Annotated in this window: 18 protein-coding genes and 2 tRNA genes; 7 read left to right on the top strand and 13 right to left on the bottom strand. The window is 66.6% G+C overall.

What is annotated here, in order from left to right:
* Positions 1 to 22: 22 nt before the first annotated feature.
* The 6 genes from QP166_RS05405 to QP166_RS05380 form a co-directional block, all read right to left on the bottom strand.
* Positions 23 to 346, bottom strand: a complete 324-nt coding sequence (locus QP166_RS05405; protein WP_333914981.1) for a pyrroline-5-carboxylate reductase family protein — start codon at positions 344 to 346, stop codon at positions 23 to 25.
* Positions 346 to 765 (bottom strand): pyrroline-5-carboxylate reductase family protein, encoded by a 420-nt coding sequence (locus tag QP166_RS05400; RefSeq protein ID WP_333914980.1) that lies wholly within the window; start codon positions 763 to 765, stop codon positions 346 to 348. The genes QP166_RS05405 and QP166_RS05400 overlap by 1 nt, the downstream gene beginning before the upstream one ends.
* Before the next feature lie 7 nt (positions 766 to 772).
* The gene (locus QP166_RS05395; protein WP_443027241.1) at positions 773 to 1285 is read right to left on the bottom strand and encodes a YbjN domain-containing protein; all 513 of its coding nucleotides are present in this window, start codon (positions 1283 to 1285) and stop codon (positions 773 to 775) included.
* Between the two features lie 58 nt (positions 1286 to 1343).
* Positions 1344 to 1604: an accessory factor UbiK family protein gene (locus QP166_RS05390; protein WP_333914978.1), complete on the bottom strand. Its 261-nt coding sequence runs from the start codon at positions 1602 to 1604 to the stop codon at positions 1344 to 1346.
* A gap of 28 nt (positions 1605 to 1632) precedes the next feature.
* On the bottom strand, positions 1633 to 2187 hold the full coding sequence (locus tag QP166_RS05385) for a TspO/MBR family protein (RefSeq protein WP_333914977.1): 555 nt from the start codon (positions 2185 to 2187) through the stop codon (positions 1633 to 1635).
* 64 nt (positions 2188 to 2251) lie between these two features.
* The gene (locus QP166_RS05380; protein ID WP_333914976.1) at positions 2252 to 2995 is read right to left on the bottom strand and encodes a TlyA family RNA methyltransferase; all 744 of its coding nucleotides are present in this window, start codon (positions 2993 to 2995) and stop codon (positions 2252 to 2254) included.
* Positions 2996 to 3197: 202 nt separating this feature from the next.
* Between QP166_RS05380 and QP166_RS05375 the strand changes: the two genes are divergently transcribed.
* Complete coding sequence (locus QP166_RS05375; RefSeq protein WP_333914975.1) at positions 3198 to 3860, top strand: RBBP9/YdeN family alpha/beta hydrolase; 663 nt, start codon at positions 3198 to 3200, stop codon at positions 3858 to 3860.
* A gap of 123 nt (positions 3861 to 3983) precedes the next feature.
* On the opposite strand, the gene QP166_RS05370 is transcribed toward QP166_RS05375, so the two are convergent.
* From QP166_RS05370 to gap, 3 genes are all read right to left on the bottom strand, one after another.
* Positions 3984 to 5174, bottom strand: a complete 1191-nt coding sequence (locus tag QP166_RS05370) for a phosphoglycerate kinase (RefSeq protein ID WP_333914974.1) — start codon at positions 5172 to 5174, stop codon at positions 3984 to 3986.
* Entirely contained in the window at positions 5171 to 5578 is a 408-nt protein-coding gene (locus QP166_RS05365; RefSeq protein WP_333917262.1) for an MOSC domain-containing protein, read from the bottom strand. Before QP166_RS05365 ends, QP166_RS05370 begins: the two co-directional genes overlap by 4 nt.
* A 66-nt stretch (positions 5579 to 5644) precedes the next feature.
* Positions 5645 to 6646, bottom strand: coding sequence for a type I glyceraldehyde-3-phosphate dehydrogenase (gene gap / locus QP166_RS05360; protein WP_333914973.1), 1002 nt, complete (start codon positions 6644 to 6646; stop codon positions 5645 to 5647).
* 141 nt (positions 6647 to 6787) lie between these two features.
* Here gap and QP166_RS05355 point away from each other — a divergent pair, with 141 nt between their 5' ends.
* The 4 genes from QP166_RS05355 (at position 6788) to QP166_RS05340 (ending at position 8213) form a co-directional block, all read left to right on the top strand.
* Complete coding sequence (locus QP166_RS05355) at positions 6788 to 6976, top strand: hypothetical protein (protein ID WP_333914972.1); 189 nt, start codon at positions 6788 to 6790, stop codon at positions 6974 to 6976.
* Positions 6976 to 7281: a cell division protein ZapA gene (gene zapA, locus QP166_RS05350; protein ID WP_333914971.1), complete on the top strand. Its 306-nt coding sequence runs from the start codon at positions 6976 to 6978 to the stop codon at positions 7279 to 7281. The genes QP166_RS05355 and zapA overlap by 1 nt, the downstream gene beginning before the upstream one ends.
* Before the next feature lie 186 nt (positions 7282 to 7467).
* Positions 7468 to 8010, top strand: coding sequence for a 5-formyltetrahydrofolate cyclo-ligase (locus QP166_RS05345; protein WP_333914970.1), 543 nt, complete (start codon positions 7468 to 7470; stop codon positions 8008 to 8010).
* Positions 8007 to 8213 carry a DUF2842 domain-containing protein gene (locus tag QP166_RS05340; RefSeq protein ID WP_333914969.1) on the top strand — a complete coding sequence of 69 codons (207 nt, stop codon included), beginning with the start codon at positions 8007 to 8009 and terminating at the stop codon, positions 8211 to 8213. Before QP166_RS05345 ends, QP166_RS05340 begins: the two co-directional genes overlap by 4 nt.
* A gap of 19 nt (positions 8214 to 8232) precedes the next feature.
* Here QP166_RS05340 and QP166_RS05335 read toward each other — a convergent pair.
* The 4 genes from QP166_RS05335 to QP166_RS05320 form a co-directional block, all read right to left on the bottom strand.
* Positions 8233 to 8309, bottom strand: a tRNA-Asp gene (locus tag QP166_RS05335).
* 97 nt (positions 8310 to 8406) lie between these two features.
* Positions 8407 to 8483, bottom strand: a tRNA-Asp gene (locus QP166_RS05330).
* A 46-nt stretch (positions 8484 to 8529) separates the two neighbouring features.
* Positions 8530 to 9720, bottom strand: coding sequence for an AI-2E family transporter (locus QP166_RS05325; protein ID WP_333914968.1), 1191 nt, complete (start codon positions 9718 to 9720; stop codon positions 8530 to 8532).
* A 52-nt stretch (positions 9721 to 9772) separates the two neighbouring features.
* Positions 9773 to 10507, bottom strand: a complete 735-nt coding sequence (locus QP166_RS05320) for a Crp/Fnr family transcriptional regulator (RefSeq protein ID WP_333914967.1) — start codon at positions 10505 to 10507, stop codon at positions 9773 to 9775.
* Between the two features lie 218 nt (positions 10508 to 10725).
* Between QP166_RS05320 and QP166_RS05315 the strand changes: the two genes are divergently transcribed.
* Positions 10726 to 12762 (top strand): 3-hydroxyacyl-CoA dehydrogenase NAD-binding domain-containing protein, encoded by a 2037-nt coding sequence (locus QP166_RS05315; protein ID WP_333914966.1) that lies wholly within the window; start codon positions 10726 to 10728, stop codon positions 12760 to 12762.
* Positions 12759 to 13937 (top strand): acyl-CoA dehydrogenase family protein, encoded by a 1179-nt coding sequence (locus QP166_RS05310; RefSeq protein ID WP_333914965.1) that lies wholly within the window; start codon positions 12759 to 12761, stop codon positions 13935 to 13937. The genes QP166_RS05315 and QP166_RS05310 overlap by 4 nt, the downstream gene beginning before the upstream one ends.
* The last annotated feature ends 23 nt before the right edge of the window (positions 13938 to 13960 follow it).

The following is a 13960-nucleotide window of genomic DNA, read 5'->3' as shown; positions in this document are numbered from 1 at the left end:
GCACCGCGCTTCGCCGAGGCGGTCAGCGTGCGCTCCAGCAGTGGGACGAGCCCCCCGCTTCGTCGAGCACATTCAACCCTGCGCGGGTCATCCCGCCCGGGCTCGCCACCGCATCGGCGAGCGCACCGGGCGTGCGATCGCTGGCCGCCACCATCGCCGCCGCGCCCTCGACGGTTGCCAGCGCCACCGCAGCTGCCCGCGCCGGATCGAGCCCGATCGCCACGCCGCCCGCGGTCATGGCATCGACGAAGCGGAACAGGAACGCCGGCCCACATCCCGACAGCGCCCCTGCGGCGGCAAAGCGCGCCGGATCGTCGAACCACTCGACCAGTCCCAGCGGTGCCATCAACCGATCGGTCGTCGCACGCGCATCGGCGGGCGCAGCGGGGGCGTGGATCGCGACGACCCCCTTCCCAGTTCGACCGGCAGGTTCGGCATCGTCTGAATCGCGACCGGTCCCGGAAAAGCGGCGGACAGCCGGTCAGGATCGGGGCCGGCGAGCATCGACGCCAGCAACGGCGCAGCACGCACGCGCTCACGGTGGACCGCCGCGACCTCATCGAGTTGCTGCGGCTTGATCCCCAGCACGACCACGTCGGGTGGCGAACCATCGGGCAGACGCCGCGCCTGCCGAACATCGCCGGGCAGCACGCGATCCTGTCGGTTAACCACGTCGACATCCGCCGCAGAGACGACGCCGCTTTCCAGCCAGCGCCGCAACATCGCCGAGGCCATGTTGCCGCACCCGATCATCCACAATCGCATGATCGGCTCAGGCCTCGCCCTGCGTCTCGACCATCGCCGCGGCGATCGCCTCGGTCGGCGACTTGCCGCCCCACAGCACGAACTGGAACACCGGATAGAAACGCTCGCACTCGTCGATCGCCGAGTCGATCAACAATTCGGCGGTCGCGAGCGACATCGTCGCCTCGCCTTCACGCGTCTCGATCGCGGTGGCGCAGCGATAGAGCAGGATGCCGCTCGACGACCACATCTCGAAATGGCCGAGCCACAATTGCTCGTTGATGAGCCCCAGCGTCTCGTAAACCTTGCCGCGCCGCCCCTCCGCAACCTTCACGTCCGGAAAGGCGAGCAACTGCACGACGCCGTCTTCCTCGCGCCAGAGCGCGCGAAGCTCATATTCGGTCCAGCTGCCCTTGATCGTCGCGGTGATCTCATCCTCGTTCCGCTCGCACGGCCAGCCATGCGCGAGGAAATAGGATTCGAGCATGTCGAGCGGTGCCTCGGGCTCGGAAAATTGGTCGGCTTCGTCAAGCATCACGATCTTATCGCACGACCTTGGTCGTGCGTCATCCCCGGCAGCAATTTGGGCAAGCGCAGGATCAGGCGGTCGGCCGCGTTGCCAGGGCAGCCTCGAGCTTTTCGATCCGCGCGCGCAGGGCGTCGTTCTCGTCCCGCGCCGCAACCGCCATCGCCTTTACCGCCTCGAACTCCTCACGCGCGATGAAGTCGAGCCCGCCGATCCATTCGCGGGCGCGGGCGCGCGCGTTGGCTTCAGCCTCGCGGCCCATCCCGGCGATCGTACCGGCCGCGCCGTTGAACAGCTTTGCGACGTCACCGAACAGAGGGTTCTCGGATTGCATGGCGAATCGTCCTGCGAGAGCAAAAGGGTCAGCGGATCACTTGGGATGCCGCGGGCGCTTGCACAACCCGTTCCGCATCCGGATTGAGCTTGCCGATTTGCCAGTTGAGCGCACCGGCGACGCAGAGCCATGCCAGATAAGGCACCATCAACCATGCAGCGACACGGCGGATCTGCGCAAAGACGATCGTCGTCAGCACCGACAGGCCGAAGATGGCGACGATCAGCAGGAACGCCGCGGCGACACGATGCGCGCCGAAAAAGAGCGGCGTCCATGCGAGATTGCCCGCCAGCTGCGCGATGAACAAGGCGATGCCGAGACCGCGCAAACGCGCGCCGCGCGCGCTGAGCACCAGGGCAAGCGCGAGTCCGAGCAAGACGTAGAGCACCGACCAGACGACCGGAAACATCCAGCCGGGCGGCGTGATCTCGGGCTTCGCGAGGACGGCGTACCAGCCGTTCTGGTCGCCTGACGGCACGGTGCGCCCGGAAAGAAAGCCGAGCAGCAACACCGCCGGGACGGTGACCATCGCATAGCGGAGCAACGAGGTCCGCAGCTGCTCCTTCGACGCCAACTCGCCCATGCTTATCCCCTCGCCTGTTCTTGCCGCAGCGACAACTTCCAGAGCGCTTCAACCGGCGACATGTTCAACCGCGATGCGCCGCAAGAAGGAACTCGATGTTGCCCTCTGGCCCCGTGATCGGACTTTCGGTGACACCTTCCACGCGCCAGCCTTGGCCATCGAACCACTCGGCAACCTCGGCGCACACCCGCGTGTGGATCGCGGGATCGCGGACCACCCCGCCCTTTCCCACTTCGCCCCGGCCGGCCTCGAACTGCGGCTTCACCAGCACCAGCGCGCGCCCACCGCTGCGAACGAAGCCGAGCGGCACCGCCAGCACCTTGGCCAACCCGATGAAGCTGGCATCGCAAACGACCATGTTGACCGGCTCGGGTATATGCGTGGCGGTGAGGATGCGCGCACTGGTCTGTTCGTGGACGATCACGCGCTCGTCCTGGCGCAGCTTCCACGCGAGCTGATTGGTGCCGCTGTCGACCGCATAGACGCGCGCCGCACCGCGTGTGAGCAGCACGTCGGTGAAGCCCCCGGTTGACGAACCGACGTCGATCGCGACCGCATCACGCACCTCCCAGCCGAAATGATCGAGCCCATGGGCGAGCTTGATCCCGCCGCGCGACACCCAGGGGTGATCGCGTCCGCGCACGTCGAGCATGGCATCGCTGGCAATCGGCTGGCCCGGCTTGTCGATTTTGCGCTCACCCACGAAGACCAGCCCGGCCATCACCAAAGCCTGTGCGCGCGTCCGCGACTCGGCGAGCCCGCGATCCACCAGCAACTGGTCGACCCGCTGTTTCGTTGGTGCTGACATTCCGAACGCTATCGCGCGCACGGTGCCGCGCCGCAAGCGGCTGCAACGCCTTGTCGCTCCAACCGCTCAACCCATGCGATTTGCTGCGCTGCACGATTGCCCATCGATCTAATAGGGATTACCTCTGTACCTGAGGCCGCGGCGTGCCCGACCCCTAGACTGAGCCGCGGCCTCGCCTATTGCACGCAACAGGAGGTACGTCATGGGACATGCCAACTACGATCTGTCGGTTCAGCCGACCGTGCTGACCGTCCCCGGACTCGGTGGTTCCGGCCCTGCGCATTGGCAGACGCTGTGGGAGCGCAGCCGCCCGGATACGGCCCGTATCGAGCTGGGCATGTGGGACCGCCCGCATCGCAACAGCTGGGTGACCAAGATCGATCAGGCGGTTGCGTCGGCCCGCGCACCGGTGATCCTCGTTGGGCATAGCCTGGGCTGCATCGCGATCGCTTGGTGGGCCTCAATGAGCCCGCAGCCTTATGGCTGGCCCGTCGCGGGCGCATTGCTGGTCGCGCCGGCCGATGTCGACCGTGCCGGGGTTTCGAGCGAGCTGGCGCCGTTCGCGCCGGCACCGAAGCTCGCCCTCCCCTTTCCGTCGATCCTCGTGGGATCGAGCGATGATCCATGGGTGTCGATCGAGCGAGCGCACAGCATGGCCGTCGATTGGGGCAGCCACTTCATCGACTATGGCACGTATGGGCACCTGAATGCCGCCAGCGGGCTGGGACGATGGCCGGAAGGGCTGGAACTGCTCGACCGCGTGTTGTCGGCGGCGGGCGGCCCTCATGGCGAGGTACGCTCGCCAGGAGATGCGCGCTCGATCCTGTCGCGCCGCTCGGACGACGATCGCCGCCTGCACGCCTGAAGCTTCCAAGACTTCGTCACCCCGGACTTGTTCCGGTGTCCACTTATCCGCGAAACCAAAGGCTTAAGCCTTCGCAGAAAGGTGGATGCCGGAACAAGTCGGGGGTGACGACGAGAAAAAGGCTCAGCGCGTGAGCGCTGCTACTCCAGGCAACTCGCGGCCTTCCATCCACTCCAGGAACGCGCCGCCAGCGGTCGAGACGAAGGTAAACGAGTCGCCCGCGCCAGCCTGATTGAGCGCCGCGACCGTGTCCCCGCCGCCCGCGACCGACACCAGCCCGCCTTCCTTGGTCAGCGCTGCCGCGGTTCGCGCCAGTGCCACCGTCGCGGTGTCGAACGGCGGTGTCTCGAACGCCCCCAGCGGTCCGTTCCAAACGAGCGTCCGGCAATTCTTGAGCACGTCGCCCAACGACTCGGTTGCGGCCGGGCCGACGTCGAGGATCATCTCGTCTGCGGCAACTTCGTGAACATTGACGGTGCGCGTCGCCGGGTTCGGCTTGAACTCCTTGGCGACCACGACGTCATACGGCAGGTGGATCGTGCAGCCGGCCTGTTCGGCAGCATCGAAAATTTCGTCGGCGGTGCCCGTCAGCTCATGCTCGCAAAGGCTCTTGCCGACATCGACGCCACGCGCGGCGAGGAAGGTGTTGGCCATCCCGCCGCCGATGATGAGGTGGTCGACTTGCGTGACCAGATGCTTGAGCACCGCCAGCTTGGTCGACACCTTCGCGCCGCCGACCACCGCCGCGACCGGATGCTCGGGCTTGCCGAGTGCCTTTTCGAGTGCATCCAGCTCCGCTTCCATCGCGCGGCCTGCGAAGGCGGGCAGCGCATGCGCGAGCCCCTCGGTCGAGGCGTGCGCACGATGCGCGGCGGAGAAAGCGTCGTTGACGTACAGGTCACCGAGCGCCGCAAACCGCTCGATCACCGCCGGATCATTCTTCTCTTCGCCGCCGAAGAAGCGCGTATTCTCCAGCACGCCGATGTCGCCGGGCTGCAGCGTCGCGATCGCGTCCGCCGCGCCCTCCCAGTCGATGTAGCGCACTTCGCGCCCCAGCACCGCCTCGTAAGGCTTGACGATCTGCGCCAGCGACAGCTCCGGCGACGGCACGCCCTTGGGCCGGCCGAAATGCGCCAGCACGAGTACGATCGCACCCTTGTCGGCCAGCTCCGCAACGGTGGCGACCGTCGCACGCAGCCTGGTGTCGTCGCTGACCTGCCCGCCGTGAAGCGGGACGTTCAGATCCTCGCGCACCAATATGCGCTTGCCGGTGACGTCGCCGATATCGTCGAGCGTACGGAACGACTTGGTCATGCTTCCTCCATCCTGATCTCGTCACCGACCGCGATCCGGCCGCCGCTTATCACCATCGCGCACGCGCCACCGCGCCAATCCGGCGTCATCGCGGCGCGAAGACCGTCGGCCAGCGCTTCCATCCGCTCGCACGGATCGCATTCGCGCGTAATCTCGAGCACGACCTCCGCGCCGATCCGGAAGCGGACACCAGCGGTTTGTGGGAGATCGAACCCGTCGACCAGCAGGTTGGCGCGACGCTCTTCCCAGCCGATCGTATGCCCGACCTCCGCCATCGCCGTCGTCCAATCACCGTGCTCGATCAGCGTCACCTGCCGCTTGTACGGCTTGCCCCGCATCGCGCCGCGGAAGTCGCCATGGATGCCGCCGTCCACGGAGACTTCGACATGCTCGACCAATTCCATCGGCGCGCGCGAGCGGGCGTGGCGCGCGATCCCGAGCAACACCCCGTCATCGCGCGCCTCCCGCCATCAGCCAAGCTTGGCCATCGCCGACGCGGTGTCGACCATGCGGTTCGAGAACCCCCATTCGTTGTCATACCAGCTGACGACACGCACCAGCTTGCCGTCGAGCACGGCGGTTTCGAGGCTGTCGACCGTCGACGAATAGGGCGTGTGGACGATGTCGATCGACACCAGCGGCTCATCGGAGAAGTGGAGCACGCCCTTCATCGGACCGTCCGCCGCCGCCTTGAGCAGCGCATTCACCTCCTCCTTGGTCGTCTCGCGACCCGGCATGAAGGTCAAGTCGACCAGGCTGCCGTCGGGAACCGGCACGCGCACCGCCGAACCGTCGAGCTTGCCCTTCAGCTCTGGCAGCACCTCACCCACCGCGCGCGCCGCGCCGGTGGTGGTCGGGATCATGCTCATCGCCGCGGCACGTGCACGACGCAGGTCGGGATGGATCTGGTCGAGGATCTTCTGATCGTTGGTGTAGGCGTGGATCGTGGTCATCAGCCCGCGCTCGATGCCGAGCGCATCGTTCAGCACCTTGGCGACCGGCGCGAGGCAATTGGTGGTGCATGACGCGTTCGAGACGATCGTGTGACCAGCCTCGAGCTTGTCGTGGTTCACACCGTAGACGACGGTGATGTCGACGCCCTTGGCCGGCGCGGAGATCAGCACCTTCTTGGCGCCCGCATCGATATGCTTCTGCGCGCTCGCGCGATCGGTGAAGAAGCCCGTGCATTCCAGCACGATGTCGACGCCAAGTTCCTTGTGCGGCAGGTTCGCGGGATCGCGCTCGGCCGTGACGCGGATGCGCTTGCCGTCGATCACCATGTCCTGCCCGTCCGCCTCGACGGTGCCGGCGTACTTGCCGTGGACGCTGTCGCGGCTGAACAGCCACGCATTGGACTTGGTGTCGGCCAGGTCGTTGATCGTCACCAGCTCCAGCTCGCTGCCGCGCTCCAGCAATGCGCGCGCCACCAGCCGGCCGATGCGCCCGAAGCCGTTGATCGCAACCTTCGTCATCGTCAGTCCTCCGCCAATTCCGTCCAGATGCGGCGGCTTTTGCGCAGGTGGACGCGCACCCGTCAACCGCCCCGCTGCAGCGACCGTCTGCCGCGCAACCTACTTGTCGTGTCGCGCGCGCGATCCTATCGCTTTGCCCCTATGGACAATCCCGCGATCGCCCGGCTGGACGCCGCCATCACCCGTGTCGAAAACGCGATTGCCGCCCGTCGCGCTGCCGACGCGTTGCTGGAGCGGCGGCACGCCACGCTGAAGGCGACGATGGCACAGGCCGTGGCGGCGCTCGACACGATCATCGCCAATACCGCCGAGCCGGAGGCGCAGGGCTGATGGCGATCGTCACGCTGCGCATCGGCGACACCAATTACGACCTCGCCTGCCGCGACGGTGGCGAGGCGCGATTGAAGGAGGCTGCCGCGTTGATCGACGAGCGGTGGGACACGGCTCGTCGCGCCGCCGGTGCGGGCGGCGCCAACCGTCAGATGCTGCTCGCCGCGCTGATGCTCGCCGACGCGCTGATCGACGCGCGCAATGCCCCGCCGCCGGAAACGCCCGAGGGTGTCGCGCTCAACCAATTGTCCGAGCGGCTCGAATCGATCGCCTCAGCCCTTGAGCAAACGCTGCCGAGCGCCTAAGTTGAGCGTGGCGGGTTCTGCCCGGTACGAGCCTAGAGAAATCCCTGAGGCTATTCATCTTCCATGGGGGTTGTCCCTGCCCGGGTCCTGGCCCGACGCATATGATCCCCACCTGACGTACTGGGCGTCAGTGGATAATCCGGCAAACGACCATGGCGGTCCCGCCACCCGCCGCGCAGCAAGCTGATGACTGACAAGACAACCTTGCGCATCACCGCGCGCGCCGCACGCGCCGCGTTCGTCGCCGCGCCGCACGCGCCGATCCGGGTCGACCCCCGTTTTGCCGCCTTGCTGACGCCGGGGATGATCGTGGCGAGCTACGTGCCGATCGGTGGCGAAGCCGATCCGCGACCGCTGGAAGAGGCGGCGCTCGCGGTGGGATGCACGCTGGCGCTGCCGCATGTCATCGACCGCGCGACGCCGCTGCGCTTCCTGTGCTGGACACCGGGCGGACTGCTGGAGAGCGGCCCTTTCGGATTACGGCAGCCCGCGCATGATGGCGAACCGGTCGCACCCGACCTCGTCCTGGCTCCGCTCGTCGCCTTCGACCGCGCGTTGAACCGGCTGGGACAAGGCGCGGGGCATTACGACCGCGCGTTCGCCGCCTTCCCCGCCGCAGTGCGCATCGGGGTGGCGTGGAGCGTGCAGATGATCGACGGACTGACTGCCGACCCTTGGGACGTGCCGCTGCACGCCATCGCGACCGAACAGGAATGGATCACCTTATGACACCTTCATGGCGCAAGCCCGTCGGGATGCTCGCGATCCTGCTGCTGATCCTAGTGTGGTGCATGGCGATCGCCTCGCTGTCGGGCACGATCGCGCGCTGGCACGGCGTGGTGCAGTTGCTTTTCTATGTCGTGACCGGGATCGTCTGGATCGCACCGCTCAAGCCGCTGCTTCTCTGGATGGAGACCGGACGCTGGCGGTAAGTTTTAAGCCACCAATACGTGGCGCGAGTGACGGGGCTCGAACCCGCGACCTCCGGCGTGACAGGCCGGCGCTCTAACCAACTGAGCTACACCCGCATTCCCATACGCAACCGCGCAATTGCAGGACCTCGGGCCCTGGAACCGCGCTCGTCGCGTCATTCCCGCTGCGACAAAAACCACCTCGATTTGAGGGTGGCGCGAGTGACGGGGCTCGAACCCGCGACCTCCGGCGTGACAGGCCGGCGCTCTAACCAACTGAGCTACACCCGCTTGCAGAAGCGTGAGGCGCGCCAACTAGGCGGCACGCCCTACCCTGTCAACGACTATCGCCGACTTTTTCGACGACGGCGACCTGCTCCTCTTGGCCGCGCATCAACGTGCCGTCCTCGAAGAGGAAACCTGCGATGTCCGGGCGTCCGGCGGCAGAGAGGATCGTCTGCACGATGATGAGGATCGGCACCGCCAGCAACGCGCCGACGGTGCCCCACACCCAGCCCCAGAAGCTGATCGAAATGAGGATCATCACCGGGTTGATCGTCAATCGGTGGCCGACAATCAGCGGCGTCACGACGTTCGCCTCGATCAGATGTGCGCCATACATGATCGCCGGGGCCGACAAGGCGGTCCAGACGTCGGAGAAGGTCATGAGGCCGCCGATCGCGAGCAGAAGCGCTGCGACTACCGGTCCAAAATAGGGTACGTAGTTTAGCAGGGTGACGATGCCGCCCCACATCAACGGAAACGGCATCCCGAGCAGATGGAGCGCGCCGGCGACCACGGCCCCGAGCGCGATGTTGATGATCGTGATCGTCCCGAGATACGAAGACACCGCGTCGACCATCTCCTGCAGCACGCGTGCGGTCGTCATCGCGCCGCCGAAGCTGGCGCGGCCGGTGATCATCTTCTCGCGCATCCGGGTCCAGCCGGACAAGAAAAAGAACGCGACGAGAATGGCATAGAAGGTCTGGACGATCACCGCCGGCGCAGATGTGGCCGCCAGTTCGACGATCGAACTCGGCGGCGAGACGGCGGCGGTGGGGGAAGGTTTTACCGGGGTGGTCGCGATCTGGCGCAGCGTGCGGTTGGCATAGCGCTCGAGGCTTGAGTATAGATCGAGGATCGGCGCGAGATTCGCCTGGATGCGGTGGATGCGGCTAGGGAGCAGCCGGAAAAACTCGGTCGCGGGCACGACGATCGCGGCGAGCGCCACATTGGCGATCACGAGGAACAGGATCACGCAGAACAGCGCCGCGATCGGCGACGGAAGCCGGCGGCGTTCCAGCCATTCCAGCAGCGGAATCAACGCCAACGACACGACCAGCGCGATCGCGGTCGGCATGAAGAACTCCGCACCCGCCTGCAGCGCGAACGGCAGCCCGAGCATCAGCCCGATCCCGGCAGTCAGCGTCAACCCCGCGAGCAGCCGGTCGCGCCGCATCGGCGGGTCGATCCCGGCCGCACTAGGGGCCGGGATGAACGGGTCGGCGGGCGCAGGCTGATCGGGCATATCCATCACCTACGGCTATTTACCGCCCGCGGCCAAGCATCTTCACGCGAGGCTAGCCATCCTGATGCCAGGCACCGGCCTCGAGGTAGAGGTAATCGGGATCGAACTCGCCGAGGCGGGCAAGCCGGTCGTGATCGGTGATCCGCACCACGCCGCGCGAGAACTCCGCCAACCCCGCTTCGCGCAGCCGCCGCAACATTCGATTAACGTGTACGCTCGTCAGGCCGAGGGCTTCGCCTAGATCTTGTTGGGTCAGCGCGAAATCGAACGCACCGCCGTCCGCAGCGCCGACCGCTTCCAATCTGTGGTATGTTTCCAATAGAAAATGCGCGAGTCGCCCGGCCGCATCGAGGCGCCCGATCCGGAAGATCCATTCGCGGTGGAGGGCGGCGTCCAGGAGGGTGGAGCGCCACAACAGGCGGGTCAGATGGGGGTGATCGACCAGGATCTTGTCGATGCGAGCGTGTGGTATCAGCGCGATCCGCGCCTCGGTGAGCGTGCCGACATCGTGGTCGAGCCGGCGAAGCGGATAGCCGTGCAGGTCGACGAAGTCCCCCGTCAGCTGCAACGCCACCAATTGCCGAAAACCGTCACGCGCATCCATGTAGCGGCACATCACGCCTTCGAGCAGCAGGGTACTGTACGTCACCGGCTCGCCACGGCGTGTGACGATGCTGCGCGCAGGCAAGCGCTCGACACGTTCGACCGCACTTTCCAGCACGTCTTTTTCGGCCTGCGTCAGTCCGTTGCGGCCACGCCCGCGTAGAAAATCCTTCGTCACGCGCATCGAAGAGCCGTCCCCCGTTCATCTTATCTGGAGTGCAGGATTAGGCGGGGAAGCGGCACAGGGACAAGCCCGGCGGGTCCCACCATATAAATCCCGATAAAAATCAACCGCGATCGTGACGCCGGTCCGCACAAGGACGATTGCGCTCGCCTCCAACAACGCGATAGATGCGACACAGTTCGAAAAAGCGGTATGCCGAAGCGAGGAGAGTTACCCCCATGACGTCGCACGATAACGAGCAACCGGGGCCGATCCGCATCGAGCGGGACGGCGACATCCTCCAAATTACCAGCGATTCGCCGCCCGTGAACGCGCTTGGTGCGGCAGTGCGCGACGGTCTGGAGGCGGCGGTGAAGGCGGGTGTCGCGGATTCGAGCATCGCCGCGATCGTGCTTCGCTGCGACGGTCGCACCTTCTTCGCGGGCGCCGACATCAGCGAGTTCGGCAAGCCGTTGCAGGGCATTCCGCTGCCGACGCTGGTCGACATGATCGAGGCGAGCCCCAAGCCGGTCATCGCCGCGATCCACGGCACCGCGCTGGGCGGCGGGTGCGAGGTGGCGCTCGGCTGCCATTACCGGGTCGCCGTCCCGTCCGCGAAGCTGGGCACGCCCGAAGTGAAGCTGGGGCTGCTCCCCGGCGCAGGCGGCACGCAGCGGCTGCCGCGACTGGTGGGCGTCAAGGCAGCGCTGGAGTTGATCGTGCTCGGCAATCCGGTGTCGGCGCAGGCGGCAGCGGACATGGGCCTGATCGACAAGGTCGTCGGCGAGGACACGTTGGCCGCCGACGCGCTCGCCTTCGCGCGCGACGTGGCGGGCACGCGTCCGATCCCGCGGGTCCGCGATCGCACCGTCGCGCCCGATCCGGCGGCGGTCGAGGCGTTCCGCAAGACGCACGGCCGCAAGCTGCGCGGATTCGATGCGCCCGAGGCGTGCATCACCTGCGTCGTCGCAGCCACCGAACGGCCGTTCGAGGACGGGCTGGCGGTGGAGCGCGAACAGTTCATGGCGCTGATGACCGGCACGCAATCGGCGGCGCAGCGGCACCTGTTCTTCGCCGAGCGCAAGGCCGCGAAGATCGACGACATCGACCCCGCCACCCCGTTGCGCGCGATCAAGCGCGTCGGCGTGATCGGCGCGGGAACGATGGGCGGCGGGATCGCGATGAACTTCCTGTCGGCGGGCGTGCCGGTCACGATCGTCGAGATGCAGCAGGACGCGCTCGATCGCGGCACCGGGGTGATGCGGCGTAATTACGAGGCAAGCGCCGCCAAGGGCCGCCTGCCCGCCGGCGCGCCCGACCAGGCGATGGCGCTACTCTCCCCTACCCTGTCGCTCGACGATCTCGGCGATTGCGACCTGATCATCGAGGCCGCCTATGAGGATATGGGCGTCAAGAAGGACATCTTCGCCAGGCTCGACGCGATCGCCAAGCCCGGTGCGATCCTGGCGAGCAACACCAGCTATCTCAACATCGACGAGATCGCCGCGGTGACCAAGCGCCCCGGCGACGTGCTGGGGATGCACTTTTTCTCGCCGGCGAACGTCATGAAATTGCTGGAGGTAGTGCGCGGCAAGCAGACCGCGCCCGACGTGCTGGCGACGGTGATGGCGCTGGCCAAGAAGATCCGGAAGGTCGCGGTCGTCGCGGGCGTGTGCGACGGATTCATCGGCAACCGAATGCTGATGCCGCGGCAGGTCGAGGCCAACAAGCTGTTGATGGAGGGCGCGACCCCCGAGCAGATCGACCGCGTCCATGTCGCGTTCGGGATGCCGATGGGGCCGTTCCAGATGGCCGACCTCGCCGGGGTTGATATCGGGTGGCATCGCGATCCGAGCCGGATCGAAAACATTCGGGACGCGCTCGCCGCCGAGGGTCGCTGGGGGCAGAAGAAGGGCGCGGGCTTCTACGATTATGACGAGAAGCGAAACCCGACCCCCTCGCCGCGGGTGGCCGAGATCATCGACGACTTCCGCGCCAAGGAAGGCGCGACACCGCGCGCGATCAGCGACGAGGAGATCGTCGCGCGCACGCTCTATACGATGGTCAACGAAGGTGCCTTGATCCTCGAGGAAGGCATGGCGCAGCGCGCGTCCGACGTCGATGTCGTGTGGGTGTATGGCTATGGCTGGCCGGTCTATCGCGGCGGGCCGATGTTCTGGGCGCAGAGCGAGGGCGCCGACAAGGTGGTCGCCGGGCTGGAACGCTATGGCTTTTCGGTCGCCAAGGGCCTCAAGACCGGGGAGACGTTCAAGTGAGCGATCTCGACACCTTCCGCGAAGAGACGCGCGCGTGGCTGGAGGCGAATTGTCCGCCCGAAATGCGCGCGCCGATCGTCTCCGAGAAGGACGTGGTGTGGGGCGGGCGCGATCAGTCGCGGCTGACCGCGCCGCAGAAGACATGGCTCGACCGGATGGCGGCGCGCGGCTGGACCGTCCCCGACTGGCCCAAGAAATATGGCGGTGGCGGGCTGAGCGCGGCGGAAACCAAATTGCTGCGCGAGGAAATGGCGCGGATCAAGGCGCGTAGCCCGCTCAACAGCTTCGGCATTTCGATGCTCGGGCCGGCGCTGCTGAAATATGGGACCGAGGCGCAGAAGCTGGAGCATCTGCCCAAGATCGCGCGCGGCGAGATCCGCTGGTGCCAGGGCTATTCGGAGCCCAATGCCGGATCGGACCTCGCGAGCCTGGCGACCAGCGCCGAGGATGCCGGCGATCATTTCATCGTCAACGGTCAGAAGGTGTGGACCAGCTATGCCGATCAGGCCGACTGGATTTTCTGCCTGGTCCGCACCGACAAGACGACCAAGCAGGGCGGGATCAGCTTCGTGCTGTTCGACATGGCCTCGCCCGGCGTGTCGACCAAGCCGATCCTTCTCATCAGCGGCTATTCGCCGTTTTGCGAGACCTTCTTCGACGATGTGAAGGTGCCCAAGGCCAATCTGGTCGGCGATCTCAACAAGGGCTGGGACGTCGCCAAATACCTGCTCGGGCATGAGCGCGAGATGATCTCGGGCATGGGCCTGTCGGGCGGCGGCGACGCGCTGGTCGAGGGGGCGCTGGCGACGGTCGGAGTGGATGCCGAGGGACGGCTGGCCGATCCGCTGCTGCGCGCGCAGATCGCGCTGTACGAGGTCCGCGCGCTGGCGTTCGCGGCGCAGAGCGAGCGGTTCATCGACGAGCTGAAGGCGGGACAGGCGCACCCCGCGCAGCCGAGCATGATGAAATATTACGGTACCGAGCTGAACAAGGCGCGGCACGAACTGTCGATGGCGGCGGGCGGGTCGGACGCGGTCGAATGGGAAAGCGAGCGTTCGGGCGGCGGGCGCGCGGCGCGGGCGTGGCTGCGGACCAAGGCCAATTCGATCGAGGGCGGGACGAGCGAGATCCAGCTCAACATCGTGGCGAAGCGGATACTGGAATTGCCGGGGTGATCGTCGCCCCTGCGAAGGCAGGG

It is taken from the genome of Sphingomonas sp. LR60 (assembly GCF_036855935.1).
Lineage (GTDB): Bacteria > Pseudomonadota > Alphaproteobacteria > Sphingomonadales > Sphingomonadaceae > Sphingomonas.
The sequence above is the reverse complement of the archived record's forward strand: the minus strand, read 5'-3'. Positions and strand labels throughout refer to the sequence as shown.

Excerpts from the sequence above, each read along its gene's own strand:
- QP166_RS05405 (WP_333914981.1), bottom strand. The coding sequence starts at position 346 with ATGGCACCGCTGGGACTGGTCGAGTGGTTCGACGATCCGGCGCGCTTT.
- QP166_RS05400 (WP_333914980.1), bottom strand. The coding sequence starts at position 765 with ATGCGATTGTGGATGATCGGGTGCGGCAACATGGCCTCGGCGATGTTG.
- QP166_RS05390 (WP_333914978.1), bottom strand. The coding sequence starts at position 1,604 with ATGCAATCCGAGAACCCTCTGTTCGGTGACGTCGCAAAGCTGTTCAAC.
- QP166_RS05385 (WP_333914977.1), bottom strand. The coding sequence starts at position 2,187 with ATGGGCGAGTTGGCGTCGAAGGAGCAGCTGCGGACCTCGTTGCTCCGC.
- QP166_RS05380 (WP_333914976.1), bottom strand. The coding sequence starts at position 2,995 with ATGTCAGCACCAACGAAACAGCGGGTCGACCAGTTGCTGGTGGATCGC.
- QP166_RS05375 (WP_333914975.1), top strand. The coding sequence starts at position 3,198 with ATGGGACATGCCAACTACGATCTGTCGGTTCAGCCGACCGTGCTGACC.
- QP166_RS05370 (WP_333914974.1), bottom strand. The coding sequence starts at position 5,174 with ATGACCAAGTCGTTCCGTACGCTCGACGATATCGGCGACGTCACCGGC.
- QP166_RS05365 (WP_333917262.1), bottom strand. The coding sequence starts at position 5,578 with ATGGAATTGGTCGAGCATGTCGAAGTCTCCGTGGACGGCGGCATCCAT.
- gap (WP_333914973.1), bottom strand. The coding sequence starts at position 6,646 with ATGACGAAGGTTGCGATCAACGGCTTCGGGCGCATCGGCCGGCTGGTG.
- QP166_RS05355 (WP_333914972.1), top strand. The coding sequence starts at position 6,788 with ATGGACAATCCCGCGATCGCCCGGCTGGACGCCGCCATCACCCGTGTC.
- zapA (WP_333914971.1), top strand. The coding sequence starts at position 6,976 with ATGGCGATCGTCACGCTGCGCATCGGCGACACCAATTACGACCTCGCC.
- QP166_RS05345 (WP_333914970.1), top strand. The coding sequence starts at position 7,468 with ATGACTGACAAGACAACCTTGCGCATCACCGCGCGCGCCGCACGCGCC.
- QP166_RS05340 (WP_333914969.1), top strand. The coding sequence starts at position 8,007 with ATGACACCTTCATGGCGCAAGCCCGTCGGGATGCTCGCGATCCTGCTG.
- QP166_RS05325 (WP_333914968.1), bottom strand. The coding sequence starts at position 9,720 with ATGCCCGATCAGCCTGCGCCCGCCGACCCGTTCATCCCGGCCCCTAGT.
- QP166_RS05320 (WP_333914967.1), bottom strand. The coding sequence starts at position 10,507 with ATGCGCGTGACGAAGGATTTTCTACGCGGGCGTGGCCGCAACGGACTG.
- QP166_RS05315 (WP_333914966.1), top strand. The coding sequence starts at position 10,726 with ATGACGTCGCACGATAACGAGCAACCGGGGCCGATCCGCATCGAGCGG.